Origin of the sequence: Azospirillum sp. Sh1 (genome assembly GCF_008365135.1) — a bacterium.
In the GTDB taxonomy this organism is placed as follows: Bacteria; Pseudomonadota; Alphaproteobacteria; order Azospirillales; family Azospirillaceae; genus Azospirillum; species Azospirillum oryzae.
In genome coordinates this window covers 22906-36645 of record NZ_VTTK01000046.1, presented here as the reverse complement: position 1 = coordinate 36645, position 13740 = coordinate 22906, and the positions used below count along the sequence as shown (strand labels likewise).

The following is a 13740-nucleotide window of genomic DNA, read 5'->3' as shown; positions in this document are numbered from 1 at the left end:
CACTCACGGCAACATGCTGCTAACACATTGTAATTGGACGATATTTTCCATTGCGCCCCGACCCGCGCGGCGGCAAGATTTCTTCAAACGGTCACCGGGGACCCGACCGTTCCGGCGCCTGCCGCCCTGCCGGGACGGCACCGGGAGGAACCGGACACCGCCAGACCCACCCGATCCCCCCCACCGAACGGGAGACCGCGCATGGCCGATCTCAGCCTCCAGCTCCGCGATTTCCGCCTGACCACCGCCGAGATTCTCTACCATATGCCGGACCATCCCGGCCTGCTGCAGTGCTACCTGTGGCAGGAGCTGGACCAGGCGCCGGACTATCCGGTGCTGCGCCGCTTCCTCGATTTCTGGCAGCGCAATCTGGACGGCAAGCTGCATTCGGTGCGGCTGGCGAGCCACACCCTGATCACCCCCGGCGAGCTTCGCCACGCCGCCGCCGATTTCCGCCTTCACTGATCCCGGCCGGCGCCCTTTCGGCCCCCTGTGACTGCCGTCACAGCACCACCCCCAGGTATTCGCTAAAATTTTATCGAATACCGGGACTGCAGAGGTGGAGGGGACGATGGCGGCCAAGCGGAAGGCGGAGGAGTGGCGGAATCGCGAGGGCCGGCTGGTGGAGGCGCTGCTGGAGGTCACGACGATCGCCGGGCTGTTCGCGCTGCTGTTCGCCCTGTTCGTGCTGTTTGGCGCCGCGCAGACGCTGACACCCTGACTCTGCGGGGCTCTTCGGCCGGCTTGCGGCAAATTACGACAATTTGCATTCTATCCTTCCCGTTAAGCGCGTAATTCGCATACGATCGCCCCTGTTGCGGGCGGAGGGTGTCCGCCCGGCGCGCCAACCGGGAGTTAGCATCCATGACCACCAAGCCGGTCTGCCAAGCCGCGGTCGATCTCGTGAAGCATTTCGAGGGCCTGTACCTCAGCGCCTACCTCTGCCCGGCCGGCGTTCCCACCATCGGTTACGGCCACACCGCCGGGGTGAAGATGGGCCAGACCATCACCGCGGAGCAGGCCGACGCCTTTCTCGCCTCCGACCTGACCGCGGCGGCTGGCCGCGTCGACGCGCTGGTGAAGGTGGCGCTGAACGACGACCAGCGCGGCGCGCTGTCCTCCTTCGTCTTCAACCTGGGCGCCGGCAGCCTGCAAAGCTCGACCCTGCTGAAGCTGCTGAATGCCGGCGATTATGCCGGGGCCGCCGACCAGTTCGGCCGCTGGGTCTATGCCACGGTGAACGGCAAGCCGACCAAGCTGGCCGGCCTCGTCGCCCGCCGCGCGGCCGAAGAGGCGCTGTTCCAGGGCCAGACCGCCCAGCCCCAGACCGGCGTGACCACAGCCGACGGCACCGCCTGATCCGGCTGAGGCGGCAGGAGGCATTTGACGGGACGGGATGTTCGCACCACATTGGCGAACATCCCACCGCCGTGCTCCGGAATGCCGCCTTGACCGCCTTCGCCTCCGACAGCCTCGCCGCCTCCACCCGTCCCAACCCGAACCGGCCCATCGCCGTCTGGCTTCTGGTCTGCGCCGCCATGGTGCTGGCCATGGCCGTGATCGGCGCCGTCACCCGGCTGACGGAATCCGGCCTGTCGATGGTGGAGTGGAAGCCGCTGATCGGCATCCTGCCGCCGCTGTCCTCGGCGGAATGGAACCGCGTCTTCGACCTGTACAAGGCGACGCCGGAATTCCGCATCTACAACAGCCACATGGATCTGGCCGGCTTCCAGTCGATCTTCTGGTGGGAGTGGTTCCACCGGCTGTGGGGCCAGCTGATCGGCTTCGTCTTCCTGATCCCCTTCCTGCGCTTCTGGATGCAGGGCCGCGTCTCGGCAGAGCTTTGGCCGAAGCTGGCCGGGCTGTTCCTGCTGGGCGGGCTGCAGGGCGGCATCGGCTGGTTCATGGTGAAGAGCGGGCTGGTCGATTCGCCGAACGTCAGCCATTACCGGCTGGCCCTGCATCTCAGCACCGCGATCCTGATCTATGCCCTGCTGCTGCGCACCGCGCTGGGCCTGCTCGACCCGCTGCCGCTGGCCGGCTGGCGGCCGGAGTCGGCGCCGTTGCGCCGCCACGCCCGCTGGGCGCTGGGTCTGGTCGCCGTCACCATCGTCTGGGGTGCCTTCGTCGCCGGATCGGATGCCGGCTTCGCCTACAACACCTTCCCGCTGATGGCCGGCCATTGGATCCCGCCGGAGGTCGACACGCTGACTCCCTGGTGGATCAACCCGTTCGAGAACACCGCGGCGATCCAGCTGATCCACCGCGCGCTGGCGATCCTCACCGGGGTGGTGGTGCTGGTGCTGGCCGCCCGCGTCCTGAACGCCCGCCTGCCCGGCCGCGCCGGCCGCGCCGCGCTGGCGTCGGGCGCCATGGTCCTGCTGCAGATCGCCATGGGCATCGCCACGCTGCTGACCGTGGTGTGGATCCCCATCGCCGCCGCCCATCAGGCCGGCGCGATTCTGGTGGTGTCGATGCTGGTGTGGCTGCTGTTCGAACTGCGGCCGGTGGATTGACCGCTTCGTAGAGCGGCGGCGTTCACGGCAATGCCGTGGATGCCCCCCGTCGGGCCGCGTCAGGCCCCTTCGGCCAGATCGTACATCGCGTCGAGGTCGGCGATCAGGACCTTGTTGCCTTCCTGCAGCGAGATCACCCCGGCGGTCTTCAGCTGGGTGAAGGTGCGGCTGACGGTTTCGGTGGTCAGGCCGAGATAGTCGGCGATGTCGGCGCGGCTCATCGGCACGAAGACCGGGTTTTCCTTGTGGCCGCGGCGGGCGGCGCGCTGCGACAGCATCAGCAGGAAGGAGCAGATCTTCTCCTTAGCCGTCTTGCGGCCGAGCAGAAGCATCTGGTCCTGCGCGGCGGCCAGCTCGTTCGACGCCATGGAGAACAGGCGCCGCTGCATCTTGGGAAATTCTTCCAGCAGCGCGTCGATCTTCTTGCGCGGGAAGCGGCAGAGCGAGGCGCTGGTCACCGACTCGGCGGTGTAGGCATAGCTGTCGTTGACGGCCAGCCCCAGGAAATCGCCGGTCACCAGGAAGCCGGTGATCTGGCGGCGCCCGTCCGGCAGCAGCTTGTACAGCTTCACCGTGCCCGACGTGACGTTGTAGAGCGCGTCGGCGGCGTCACCCTCGGCGAACAGGGTGTGGCCGGCGTCGATGCGCACGTTCTGCAGAATGTCGGCAAGACGGCGCAATTCCTCCGGTTCCAGCGCGGCGCACACCGTCAGGCTGCGCACGGGACAGGCCCCGCAGGGATTCATTTCCGTCGCAGCGCTCTTGTCGCGAGCCCGGACCGTATCGAAGGGTGGCATGGAGGAACCCAGCCTTTCATTCCGCATGGGCCCATATTGGTGGCAATCGCTGAGAATCGCAACCTCGCACGCATACAACCCTTTCATTGCCCATACCGGCCCTGTGGCTATTGCCCGCGCGCGGCCTCCGCCGGCTTGGCCGGTTCATGTCCGGCGCGGGCGGGCGGCGGCAGATCGTCGTCGAACAGCACGCGGTGGGCCGCTCCGTCCAGATCGTCGAACTGGCCGGACTTAAGCGCCCACAGAAAGGCCCCCAGCCCCAGACCGCCCAGGCTCAGCGCGATCGCGATCAGATAGAGAAGCTCGTCCATCACCCGAATCCTTGCCCGACGCTTCCCGCGCGGCGATGTCCCGCACGGGAAGATCCTTGATGACGGCGCCGCGGGCCAGCCGCAGCGCGTTGAGAATGACGATCAGCGACGAGGACGACATGGCCAGCGCCGCCAGCAGCGGCGTCAGCAGCCCCCCCATCGCGAGCGGCACGGCGCACAGGTTATACACCAGGGCGATGCCGAAATTCTGCTTCACCAGACGGCCGGACCGGCGGGAAACCTCCAGCGTCTCGACGATCGGGCGCAGCAGCCGGCCCTGGAACACCACGTCGGCGGCGGTCTGGCTGACGTCCACCGCGGTGGAGGGCGACATCGACACCGCGGCGGCGGCCAGTGCCGGGGCGTCGTTCAGCCCATCGCCGACCATCAGCACGGTGCGGCCCTGCGCCGCCAGTTCGGCCAGCGCCGCGGTCTTGTCGGCCGGAGTCTGCTCGGCCCGCCAGTCGGCGATGCCCAGCCGCTCCGCCACCACCGCCACCGCGCCCTTGCGGTCGCCCGACAGCAGCTTCACCTCCAGCCCGCGCGCCTTCAGCGCCGTCACCACCGCGGCGGCATCCGGGCGCGGGGCATCGAGGAAGACGATCCGGCGCGGCTCCTCGCCCGGACGGGCCAGCCACAGTTCCGGACCGGCGGCGTCCTCGGCCTCCAGCGGCGCACCGGTGAAGCGGCGGCTGCCCAGCCGCACCTCGCCGTCCGCCGTCTGCAGGGACAGGCCGGCGCCGGCGATCTCGCGCACGCCCGCGGCCACCGGCGCCTCCGGCGCGGCGGCGGCCAGCGCGCGGGCCAGCGGATGGCGGCTGGCCGCGGCGAGCGAGGCCGCCAGCGCCAGATCCTCCGCCGCCAGCCCGTCGAGTTGCGGCACCGGGTGGCCTTCGGTCAAAGTCCCGGTCTTGTCGAACACCACCGTGTCGATGGTGGCGAGCCGCTCCAGCGCGGTGGGGCTTTTCAGCAGGGTGCCCTGGCGCATCAGCCGGCCGCTGGCGATCACCTGCACCACCGGCACGGCCAGCGCCAGCGCGCAGGGGCAGGTGATGATCAGCACGGCGATGGCGTTCATCAGCGCGTCCTGCCACACCACCCCGCCCAGCAGCATCCAGGCGGCGAAGGTGGTCAGCGCGGTCAGATGCACGACGGGAGCGTAGAGGCGCGACACCCGGTCGGCGATGGCGACATATTTGGCGCGGCCCTGCTCCGCCACCTCCATCAGCCGGACGATCTCGGCCAGCAGCGTGCCTTCCCCCACCGCGGTGACGGTCAGGCGCAGGGGCGCGGTCAGGTTCAGGGTGCCGGCGAAGACCTGATCGCCCGGCCGCGCGGTGCCCGGCACCGTCTCGCCGGTGATCAGGGCGGTGTCGAGGTCGGACACGCCGTCGGACACCCGGCCGTCGACGGGGATGCGCTCGCCGGCCGCGACCAGGATGGTGCTGCCGGGGCCGACCTGCTCCGGCGCCACCACGGCGCTGGTCCCGTCCTCGTTCAGGATGGTGACGGCGTTGGCGCGCAGGCCCAGCAGCTGTTCAGCCGCCGACCGCGCCCGGCCGCGCGCCCGCTGGTCGAGATAACGGCCGATCAGCAGGAAGAACAGCAGCATCACCGCGCCGTCGAAATAGGCGTGCTCGCCGCTGTGGATCGTCTCGAACAGGCTCATGCCGGTGGCGAGCAGCACGCCGATGGTGATCGGCACGTCCATGTTGGTGCGGCCGTGGCGCAGGGCCGACAGCGCCGAGCGCGCGAAGGGCCGTAGCGCATAGGCGATTGCCGGCATGCAGACCAGCGCCGAAATCCAATGCATCAGGTCGCGGGTGGCGGCGCCCATGCCCTGGCTGTGGCCGGCCCAGACCGACACCGACAGCAGCATGACGTTGCCCATGGCGAAGCCCGCCACCGCCATGGCGCGCAGCAGCTCCTTCTCGCTTTTGGCCTGGGCGCCGCCCAGCCGCTCCGGGTCGAAGGGCACGGCGCGGTATCCCAACTGCGCCACGGTGCCGACCACCGCGTTGGCGTCGGTCTCCTTCGGATTCCAGCGCACCGTCAGCCGGCGCGTGGTCATGTTCATGCGGGCCTGACCGATGCCCGGCTGGCGGCTGAGCGCCGATTCGATCAGCCAGACGCAGGCCGCGCACTGCATGCCGTCGACCATCAGGTGAAGGCTGCGGCTGCCGTCGGACTCCTCGCGCGCGTGCGGTTCGTAATCGACCGCCGGGGCATCGTCCGGGCGCAGCGGGCGAGCGGTGGGATCGACGCTGCGGCGCTCGTAATAGCGCTCCAGCCCCAGCCCGCGGACGAGGTCGTAGGCGGCGGCGCAGCCGGTGCAGCAGAAGGGACCCGCACCATCAGCGGCGGTCGTGGCACCGGCGGTCGCGGCACCTGCACCAGCCTGTGCGCCCTCGCCCAGCTCTTGTCCGCAATGGAGGCAGACGGTCATCTCATCGTCACCCTGACTGTCCCGGTCGCGGCGTCGTCGCCGCCGTCACTGCACCCAGACGCGCTTCTGGTCCTGATAGTCGCCGGTGGCGTGGGTGATGACGAAGCGCATGTCCCACTGGCCTTCCAAATCCAGCTCCACCGGGGCGCCATAGCGGCCCTCGCCCAGATAGGGCAGCGTCAGGGTCTTGTCGTGGCCTTCGGAGATCGGACGGATCATCGTCACGGTGACGGTGGCGTCCTTCAGGATCTGGCCCTTCTTGTCGCGGGCGGTGATGGCGATCACGGCCTTGCGCGGTTCGGTGCTGGTGAATTGGGGCTCGACCTGCCAGCCGCGCTCCGCCTGGGCACGGGCGCCGGCAAGGTCGTTGTTGTAGCCGAGACCCTTGATGAAGTGGTTCTCGGTCTCGATCCCGGTCCAGCTCGACACCGCGAAATGGACCATGACCCCGTTAACCGCCAGGACGACCATGAAGACGCCGACGAAGATCCAGGGGATGTACCATCCCGGCTGGCGCGGTGCCTTCACACGCTTCGGCGCGGCGGGGCGGTTTCCGGTGGTGGTGCTCATGCTCATGGTCGGTGGCTGCCCTTCGACTGGTCGGCGGCGTTTGATCGACGATGTGTGTGGCCGGTCGGGAGGCACTATGGCGACCGATTGCCGCAGGTACATTGCGATGGATCAAATGACAGGAAGTTAACGAAGCGGCCGTCCGACCGCCAATTGCGCCAAAGAAAAAGGCGCCGGGGAGTATCCCCCCCGACGCCTTTCCGGTCAGTTCCGAACCATTTTCCCGTTGAGCGGCTTACTTGCCGCCGCCCAGGTTGTGGACGTAGACCGCCAGCGACTTGATCGTCGCGTCGTCCAGACGCTTGGACCAGGCCGGCATCACGCCGGCGCGGCCGTTGGTCACCGTCTCCATCAGCGTCGCCTTGTCGCCGCCGTAGAGCCAGTTGGCCTGCTTCAGCGGCGGGGCGCCAACGCCGTCGATGCCGGCGGCAACCGCACCCTGGGCCGCGTCGCCGTGGCAGGCGGCGCAGTTCTCGTCATAGACGGTCTTGCCCTTGGCGACCTTGCCGGCGTCGGCAGGCTTGCCGTTCAGCGACAGGACATAGTCCGTCACCTGATCGATCTGATCGCGGGTGAGGATGCCGTCCTTGCCGAAGGCGGTCATGCCGGTGCCCGGCGTGCCGCGGGTGTCGCCGTCATCCGAGCGGATGCCGTGCTGGATGGTCTTGTAGATGTCGGCCGAGGCACCGCCCCACAGCCACACGTCGTCGGCCAGCGTCGGGAAGCCCTTGGCACCCTGGCCGCCGGCGCCGTGGCAGGCGGCGCAGTTCTCGTTGAAGTAGGACCGGCCGCCGGCCATCGCGAAGCCCAGCAGGTCCTTGTCCTTCTGGATTTCGTCGACCGACTTGGCGGCGATGGCGGTCAGGTACTTGGCCTGGCCGGCCTTCGCTTCCGCCAGCTTGGTGTCCAGCTCCTCGCGCTGGGAATAGCCGAGGATGCCCTTCGTGTAGGTCTTGCCCAGCGGCCAGGCCGGGTAGAACACGTAGTAGATCATCGCCCAGGCGATGCAGACGTAGAAGAGATACAGCCACCACTTCGGCAGCGGATTGTTCAGCTCGCGCAGTCCATCCCACTCGTGGCCGGTGGTCTCGACGCCGGACAGCTCGTCCTTGTAATTCTGTGCCATGGTCTAAAGCTCCTGACCATCATCCTTGAGCGGGATCTGGGCGGCGTCGTCGAAGGTGCGGCGGTTGCCGGGCCACATGGCGTAAACCAGGATGCCCGTCAGCAGCAGCATCAACCACACCGTCCAGAAGGACCGAAGCATCACCGTGATCGAATCCAAGTCCATGGATTCCTCCCCCGATTACTGCTGCAGCTGCTTGGACTGGTACTTGGTGAAGTCCACCATGGTGCCCAGCACTTGCAGGTAGGCAACCAGAGCGTCCATTTCGGTGACGGTCTTGCTGCCGGTGAAGTTCGCGACCACGGCCTTCGGGTAGCGCTTCGTCAGGCCGGCGGTGTCGCCGTCCGGATTCTTCTGCGCTTCCAGATCGGCCTTGGCGTTGGCGATCTGCTCGTCGGTGTAGGGCACCCCGACGATCTTCAGGGTCTTCAGGTGGTCGGCGATGTCGCCGTAGCTCAGCGGACGGTCCTTCATCCAGCCGTAGGTCGGCATGATCGACTCCGGCACGACCGCGCGCGGGTTCACCAGATGGGCGACCTGCCAGTCGTTGGAGTACTTGCCGCCGACGCGGGCCAGATCGGGACCGGTGCGCTTGGAGCCCCACTGGAACGGATGGTCGTACATCGACTCCGCCGCCAGCGAGTAGTGACCATAGCGTTCGACCTCGTCACGGAACGGACGGATCTGCTGGCTGTGGCAGTTGTAGCAGCCTTCGCGGAAGTAGATGTTCTGCCCGGCCAGCTCGAGCGGGGAGTAGGGACGGACCCCCTCCACCTTCTCGATGGTCGATTCGATCGTGAAGAGCGGGACGATCTGAACCAGACCGCCGATCGACACGGTGATCAGCACGAGCACGATCAGCAGAAGGGTATTCCGCTCGATCAGGTCGTGGCTGAAGCCCTTTTTATCCTGAGCCATTTCTCGCATCCTTCCCTAGCGTCAGGCCGCGCCGACCGTCGCCTTGTGCGGCGTGGTGACATAGGGCTTCTCGATGCGGACATCGCCCTTCGCCGTGCGCCACAGGTTGTAGACCATGATGAGAGCGCCGGTGACGAACAGGACGCCGCCCATCGCGCGGATCACGTAGAACGGGTGCATCGCCGCGACGGTCTCCACGAAGGAGTACTGCAGGAAGCCCAGGTTGTCGTAGGCGCGCCACATCAGGCCCTGCATGATGCCCGACACCCACATGGCGGTGATGTACAGCACGATGCCGATGGTGGCGGTCCAGAAGTGGTAGCTGACCAGACGCAGGCTGTAGAGCTGCGAGCGCTTCCACAGCACCGGAACCAGATAGTAGATCGCGCCGAAGGAGATGAAGGCGACCCAGCCGAGCGCGCCGGAGTGCACGTGGCCGACGGTCCAGTCGGTGTAGTGCGACAGGGCGTTGACCGGCTTGACCGACATCAGCGGGCCTTCGAAGGTCGACATGCCGTAGAAGGCGACCGAGGTGACCAGGAAACGCAGGACCGGGTCGGTGCGCAGCTTATCCCAGGCACCCGACAGGGTCATGATGCCGTTGATCATGCCGCCCCAGGACGGCATCCACAGCATGATGGAGAAGGTCATGCCCAGCGTCTGCGCCCAGTCCGGCAGGGAGGTGTAGTGCAGGTGGTGCGGGCCGGCCCAGATGTAGAGGAAGATCAGGGTCCAGAAGTGGACGATCGACAGGCGGTAGGAATAGACCGGCCGCTCGGCGCGCTTGGGCACGAAGTAGTACATGATGCCCAGGAAGCCGGCGGTCAGGAAGAAGCCGACCGCGTTGTGGCCGTACCACCACTGCACCATCGCGCTCTGCACGCCCGACACGTAGGTGTAGGACTTCATGCCGAACAGCGACACCGGAACGTTGACGTTGTTGCCGATGTGCAGGATGGCGACGGTCAGGATGAACGCCATGAAGAACCAGTTCGCCACATAGATGTGCGACTCGCGCCGCGTCATCACGGTGCCGATGAACTGGACCGCATAGAGCACCCAGACGACCGTCAGGTACAGGTCGAGGATCCACTCCGGCTCGGCGTATTCCTTGCCCTGGGTGAAGCCCAGGACATAGCTCAGCGCCGCGAGCACGATGAAGACGTTGTAGTTCCAGAAGATGAACTTCGCCAGCCCTTCGCCCCCGAAGAGATGCTGGCGGCAAGTCCGCTGGACCGAATAGAGCGAGGTGGCGAGCAGCACGTTGCCGCCGAACGCGAAGATCACGGCCGAGGTGTGGACCGGGCGCAGGCGCCCGAAGCTCGTCCACTCCAGCCCGAGATTAAGCGCCGGGAAGGCCAGCTGCAGAGCGATGAAGGTGCCGGCCAGGAAACCGACCACGCCCCAGAACACTGCAGCGATAACGAAGAGTCGGATGGCGTCCTCATGGTAACGCACGTCTTCCGACACCCGCTGGCTGCCCAGGGTGGCCCCTGAAGTCAGAGTCGCTGATGTCATAAATCTCTCCCGTTTGCCCCGGGCGGCCGTGGGGCCGCGCCTTCTGGGTTGCACCACCACTGGGTACGTACTGTTAAGGAGCGGGACAGGTTGCACTCGGAAATGCCGAGAGGGACGCCGGGCGCGCCTGTCTCCAATGGACGCCACTATGTGTATGGGGGGGTTCAGCAACATTGATCTACGTCAACGACCCTTGCGGCCAGGGCCTGCCATCGTTCAGTGTCCTTGCAATCGGCCGGACTGAAATGGACGACAGTTTCATCGCCAAACCCCTTGGTCGGCGCCAAATCGACCAGGCCTATCCGCTGGTCTGCGCCATCGCACCGGGCCTGGGGGTCGACCAATGGCGCGCATTTGCCGCAGCGCTGCTCGACAGCGCAACCGTGGGCAGCAGCCCCAAGGGCGGGGACGGGGGCGGAGGCGGGAGAGGTGCCGGGGCGGACGGCCTGCCCGCGGCCAGGGGCATCATGACCGTGCAGAACACCCAGGGGTACATGCACGGCCTGTTCTCCTACGCGGTGGAGGCGCAGCTGCTCCATGGCCGGACGCTGTGCGTCGACAACTTCGTCGTGCTCGACCTGTTCGACGTCGCCGGCCCCGCCGAGACTCTGCTGCAGGCGATGGAGGGGCTGGCACGGCGGCTCGGCTGCGCCGCCATCCACACCACCCTGCCGGAGCGCTACATGCAGCGGGATTCCCGCCGCAACCCGATCCCCGACTGCTTCCGCACCGAAGGCCACCGGCAGGAGACGGTTCGTTTCTGCAAGGATCTGGTCGTGGTCAACGACAACGCCCCGGGCCTGCCGGGCGGCACCCTGCGCGCCGAGTAGGTGGGCCCGAGTTGGTGGGCCCAAGTAGGTGGGCGGGGCAGGCAGCCATTGCGCGCCGGCGATTTGCCGCTAGGATGCGGCCATGAGCGACACCGGCACCAAACCCGTCAAGAAATACCCGCCCATCCATTTGCAGGCCGGCCGCCAGCGGCGCGTCATGCATGGACATCCCTGGGTCTATTCCAACGAAGTCCAGATGGACAGCATCGCCAAGGCGGTGCCGCCCGGCAGCCCGGTGCGGCTTCTGGACCCCGGCGGGACGCCGCTGGGCATCTACACCTTCAATCCCCACACGCTGATCGCCGCCCGGCTGCTGTCGAACGACCCGGCGACCGTGGTGGACCGCGCCTTCATCGCCGGCCGTTTGCGCCGCGCGGTGGAATTGCGCGACCGTCTGTTCTCTCGTCCCTTCTACCGCGTCGTCCATGCCGAGGCCGACGGTCTGCCCGGCCTCATCGTCGACCGTTTCGACGATGTGGTGACGGTCCAGGCCAACTCCGTCTTCATGGACAGCCGGATCGACGACATCCTGGCCGCCATCGACGAGGTGATGGCGCCGCGCGCGGTCATCCTGCGCAACGACGGCAGCCAGCGCGCGCTGGAAGGGCTGACGGAGGAGACCCGGCTGGCCAAGGGCCAGATCGACGGCTCGATCCGCCTTGAAGAGAACGGCGTGACCTTCTTCGCCAACCCGCTGGACGGCCAGAAGACCGGCTGGTTCTACGACCAGCGCGACAACCGTGCCTTCATCGCCTCGCTGGCCAAGGGCGGCCGGGCCATCGACTTCTACAGCTACAACGGCGGTTTCGGCATCCAGTGCGCGGTGGCCGGCGCCACCCATGTGGTCGCGGTCGACCGCTCCGCCCTGGCGCTGGAGAACGCCACCCGCGCCGCCGAGGCGAACGGCGTCGCCGACCGCTTCGAGGCGCGCAAGGCCGACGCCTTCCAGGAGATGGAACGGCTGATCGAGGCCGGCGAGACCTTCCAGGTGGTAGTGGCCGATCCGCCGGCTTTCGTGAAGTCGAAGAAGGATCTGGCGGTCGGCTGCCGCGCCTACCGCAAGATGGCGCGTCTGGCCGCGAAGATCACGGCGCCGGGCGGCTTTCTGCTCTGCGGGTCGTGCAGCCACAATGTCGATCCGCCGACCTTCGCCGAACAGGTCGCCCGCGGCCTGCACGACGCCGGCCGCACCGGCCGCATCCTGCGCAGCGCCGGCGCCGGCCCCGACCACCCGGTTCACCCGCACCTGCCGGAGTCGGCCTATCTGAAGGCGATCGTTCTGCAGCTGGATTGATGCGACGATGGGGAGGCTGCGACAGCCTCCTCACCGCTCGAACAGGCCGACCAGTTCCACATGGGCCGACCACAGGAACTGGTCGACCGGCCAGACCTTCACCAGGCGATAGCCGCCATCAACCAGGACCCGCGCGTCGCGGGCGAAGCTGGTGGGGTTGCAGGACACCCCCACCACCCGCGGCACCTTGGCTCCGGCGAGCGCCGCCGCCTGGGCCGCCGCCCCGGCGCGCGGCGGGTCGAACACCACCGCGTCAAAACGGTTGAGGTCCTTCGCCCCCAGCGGGTTCTCGAACAGGTCGCGCCGCTCCACCGTCAGCCGCAGGCCCTGCACCGCGCGGCCGAGCGCCGTCACCGCCGCCTCGTCACCCTCCACCGCATGAACCGCCGCCTGTTGCGCAAGCGGAATGGAAAAGGTGCCGATGCCGGCGAACAGGTCGGCGATGCGCGACGCCTGCCCCACCCCCTCGCGTACTGCCGCCACCAGGGCCGCCTCGCCCTCGGCGCTGGCCTGCAGGAAGGCGCCGGGCGGCGGCTGGATCGGAACGCCTGCAAAACGGATGAAGGCCGGACGGCGGTTCGCCACCGGCTCCACGGCCGCGCGGTCGGTGGGCTGCCAGGCGATGCGGGCGATGCGCTCCGGCTCGAAGGCGACCAGCGCCTCGCGGGCCTCCCGGTCCAGGCTGCGCGGCCCGACCAGCAGCAGGTCGGCGCCACCCTCCAGGTCGGTCAGCACCACGTCGGCGTCGCCGCCGTCCGGCAGGATCTCCGCCAGCACAGCGCGCAGAGGCTCCACCAGGGCGAACAGGCGGGGCGCCAAAATCGGGCACTCCTCCAGATCGACCAGCCGGTGGCTCTGCCGCTCGTTGAAGCCGAACCAGACGCGCTTGCCGCGCTTCAGCGCCGCAAAGCGGGCACGGCGGCGGGCGCCGGCGGGCGTACGCGCCAGCGGTTCCAGCGCGACATCGCCCAGCCCGACCCGCTCCAGCGCGCCGCGTACCATCCCGCTGTTCCAGGCAGCGTACGTCGCATCGTCCATCTGCTGGAGCGTACAGCCGCCGCAGCGGCCGAAATGGCGGCAGGGCGGCGTCTGGCGGCCGGGGCTGGGCTCAAGAACCTCAAGCAGGTCGGCCCGTACGCCCTCCCCTTTCCCGTCGCCCTCGGCAACACGTACACGCACGCGGTCGCCGGCCACCGTGTAGGGCACGAACAGGCGCAGGCCCTCGGCGAACGCGATCCCGTCGCCGCGCGCACCGACATCGGCGACGGCAACCTCCATCTCCCGCATTTCGGCGGGTAACTGGGCGGTCTTGCGGGCGGGCGGGCGTCCCTTGGCGAAGGGGCGCTTGCCGGAAGGGCGCTGGGGGGAGCGCGTCATGGCGGGGATCCGTCGGGATGCGGGGGCTATTGCGCCT

General features: G+C 68.0%; 15 protein-coding genes. 6 read left to right on the top strand and 9 right to left on the bottom strand.

What is annotated here, in order from left to right:
* Nucleotides 1-201 precede the first annotated feature (201 nt).
* From FZ029_RS29245 to FZ029_RS29235, 4 genes are all read left to right on the top strand, one after another.
* Nucleotides 202-465 carry an usg protein gene (locus FZ029_RS29245; RefSeq protein ID WP_149196808.1) on the top strand — a complete coding sequence of 88 codons (264 nt, stop codon included), beginning with the start codon at nucleotides 202-204 and terminating at the stop codon, nucleotides 463-465.
* A 106-nt stretch (nucleotides 466-571) separates the two neighbouring features.
* On the top strand, nucleotides 572-721 hold the full coding sequence (locus tag FZ029_RS33245; protein ID WP_188052108.1) for a hypothetical protein: 150 nt from the start codon (nucleotides 572-574) through the stop codon (nucleotides 719-721).
* A 143-nt stretch (nucleotides 722-864) separates the two neighbouring features.
* Nucleotides 865-1359 (top strand): lysozyme, encoded by a 495-nt coding sequence (locus FZ029_RS29240; RefSeq protein WP_149273348.1) that lies wholly within the window; start codon nucleotides 865-867, stop codon nucleotides 1357-1359.
* 89 nt (nucleotides 1360-1448) lie between these two features.
* Complete coding sequence (locus FZ029_RS29235; protein ID WP_149273346.1) at nucleotides 1449-2516, top strand: COX15/CtaA family protein; 1068 nt, start codon at nucleotides 1449-1451, stop codon at nucleotides 2514-2516.
* Between the two features lie 59 nt (nucleotides 2517-2575).
* On the opposite strand, the gene FZ029_RS29230 is transcribed toward FZ029_RS29235, so the two are convergent.
* The 8 genes from FZ029_RS29230 to ccoN form a co-directional block, all read right to left on the bottom strand.
* A complete protein-coding gene (locus tag FZ029_RS29230; protein ID WP_244434101.1) occupies nucleotides 2576-3238 on the bottom strand; it encodes a cyclic nucleotide-binding domain-containing protein in 663 nt (220 codons plus the stop codon).
* Nucleotides 3239-3420: 182 nt separating this feature from the next.
* Entirely contained in the window at nucleotides 3421-3624 is a 204-nt protein-coding gene (ccoS, locus tag FZ029_RS29225; RefSeq protein ID WP_149273345.1) for a cbb3-type cytochrome oxidase assembly protein CcoS, read from the bottom strand.
* Nucleotides 3545-6070 carry a heavy metal translocating P-type ATPase metal-binding domain-containing protein gene (locus tag FZ029_RS29220; RefSeq protein WP_149273343.1) on the bottom strand — a complete coding sequence of 842 codons (2526 nt, stop codon included), beginning with the start codon at nucleotides 6068-6070 and terminating at the stop codon, nucleotides 3545-3547. The genes ccoS and FZ029_RS29220 overlap by 80 nt, the downstream gene beginning before the upstream one ends.
* 45 nt (nucleotides 6071-6115) lie before the next feature.
* Nucleotides 6116-6646, bottom strand: coding sequence for a FixH family protein (locus FZ029_RS29215; protein ID WP_149273341.1), 531 nt, complete (start codon nucleotides 6644-6646; stop codon nucleotides 6116-6118).
* Between the two features lie 229 nt (nucleotides 6647-6875).
* Entirely contained in the window at nucleotides 6876-7766 is an 891-nt protein-coding gene (gene ccoP / locus FZ029_RS29210; RefSeq protein WP_149273339.1) for a cytochrome-c oxidase, cbb3-type subunit III, read from the bottom strand.
* A 3-nt stretch (nucleotides 7767-7769) separates the two neighbouring features.
* Nucleotides 7770-7931 carry a cbb3-type cytochrome c oxidase subunit 3 gene (locus tag FZ029_RS29205; protein WP_012972963.1) on the bottom strand — a complete coding sequence of 54 codons (162 nt, stop codon included), beginning with the start codon at nucleotides 7929-7931 and terminating at the stop codon, nucleotides 7770-7772.
* 15 nt (nucleotides 7932-7946) lie between these two features.
* Nucleotides 7947-8684: a cytochrome-c oxidase, cbb3-type subunit II gene (gene ccoO / locus FZ029_RS29200; RefSeq protein ID WP_109074327.1), complete on the bottom strand. Its 738-nt coding sequence runs from the start codon at nucleotides 8682-8684 to the stop codon at nucleotides 7947-7949.
* Nucleotides 8685-8705: 21 nt separating this feature from the next.
* Nucleotides 8706-10202, bottom strand: a complete 1497-nt coding sequence (gene ccoN, locus FZ029_RS29195) for a cytochrome-c oxidase, cbb3-type subunit I (protein ID WP_149196815.1) — start codon at nucleotides 10200-10202, stop codon at nucleotides 8706-8708.
* A 245-nt stretch (nucleotides 10203-10447) separates the two neighbouring features.
* On the opposite strand from ccoN, the gene FZ029_RS29190 reads away from it, so the two are divergent.
* Entirely contained in the window at nucleotides 10448-11032 is a 585-nt protein-coding gene (locus FZ029_RS29190) for a hypothetical protein (protein ID WP_149273337.1), read from the top strand.
* An 82-nt stretch (nucleotides 11033-11114) separates the two neighbouring features.
* Nucleotides 11115-12326 (top strand): class I SAM-dependent rRNA methyltransferase, encoded by a 1212-nt coding sequence (locus FZ029_RS29185; protein ID WP_149273336.1) that lies wholly within the window; start codon nucleotides 11115-11117, stop codon nucleotides 12324-12326.
* Between the two features lie 30 nt (nucleotides 12327-12356).
* Here FZ029_RS29185 and FZ029_RS29180 read toward each other — a convergent pair whose 3' ends face one another.
* A complete protein-coding gene (locus tag FZ029_RS29180) occupies nucleotides 12357-13703 on the bottom strand; it encodes a class I SAM-dependent RNA methyltransferase (protein WP_149273334.1) in 1347 nt (448 codons plus the stop codon).
* Nucleotides 13704-13740: the final 37 nt, after the last annotated feature.

What these genes read in the sequence shown, in the direction of transcription:
- FZ029_RS29245 (WP_149196808.1), top strand. Translation starts at nt 202, where the DNA reads ATGGCCGATCTCAGCCTCCAGCTCCGCGATTTCCGCCTGACCACCGCC.
- FZ029_RS33245 (WP_188052108.1), top strand. Translation starts at nt 572, where the DNA reads ATGGCGGCCAAGCGGAAGGCGGAGGAGTGGCGGAATCGCGAGGGCCGG.
- FZ029_RS29240 (WP_149273348.1), top strand. Translation starts at nt 865, where the DNA reads ATGACCACCAAGCCGGTCTGCCAAGCCGCGGTCGATCTCGTGAAGCAT.
- ccoS (WP_149273345.1), bottom strand. Translation starts at nt 3,624, where the DNA reads ATGGACGAGCTTCTCTATCTGATCGCGATCGCGCTGAGCCTGGGCGGT.
- FZ029_RS29220 (WP_149273343.1), bottom strand. Translation starts at nt 6,070, where the DNA reads ATGACCGTCTGCCTCCATTGCGGACAAGAGCTGGGCGAGGGCGCACAG.
- FZ029_RS29215 (WP_149273341.1), bottom strand. Translation starts at nt 6,646, where the DNA reads ATGAGCATGAGCACCACCACCGGAAACCGCCCCGCCGCGCCGAAGCGT.
- ccoP (WP_149273339.1), bottom strand. Translation starts at nt 7,766, where the DNA reads ATGGCACAGAATTACAAGGACGAGCTGTCCGGCGTCGAGACCACCGGC.
- FZ029_RS29205 (WP_012972963.1), bottom strand. Translation starts at nt 7,931, where the DNA reads ATGGACTTGGATTCGATCACGGTGATGCTTCGGTCCTTCTGGACGGTG.
- ccoO (WP_109074327.1), bottom strand. Translation starts at nt 8,684, where the DNA reads ATGGCTCAGGATAAAAAGGGCTTCAGCCACGACCTGATCGAGCGGAAT.
- ccoN (WP_149196815.1), bottom strand. Translation starts at nt 10,202, where the DNA reads ATGACATCAGCGACTCTGACTTCAGGGGCCACCCTGGGCAGCCAGCGG.
- FZ029_RS29190 (WP_149273337.1), top strand. Translation starts at nt 10,448, where the DNA reads ATGGACGACAGTTTCATCGCCAAACCCCTTGGTCGGCGCCAAATCGAC.
- FZ029_RS29185 (WP_149273336.1), top strand. Translation starts at nt 11,115, where the DNA reads ATGAGCGACACCGGCACCAAACCCGTCAAGAAATACCCGCCCATCCAT.
- FZ029_RS29180 (WP_149273334.1), bottom strand. Translation starts at nt 13,703, where the DNA reads ATGACGCGCTCCCCCCAGCGCCCTTCCGGCAAGCGCCCCTTCGCCAAG.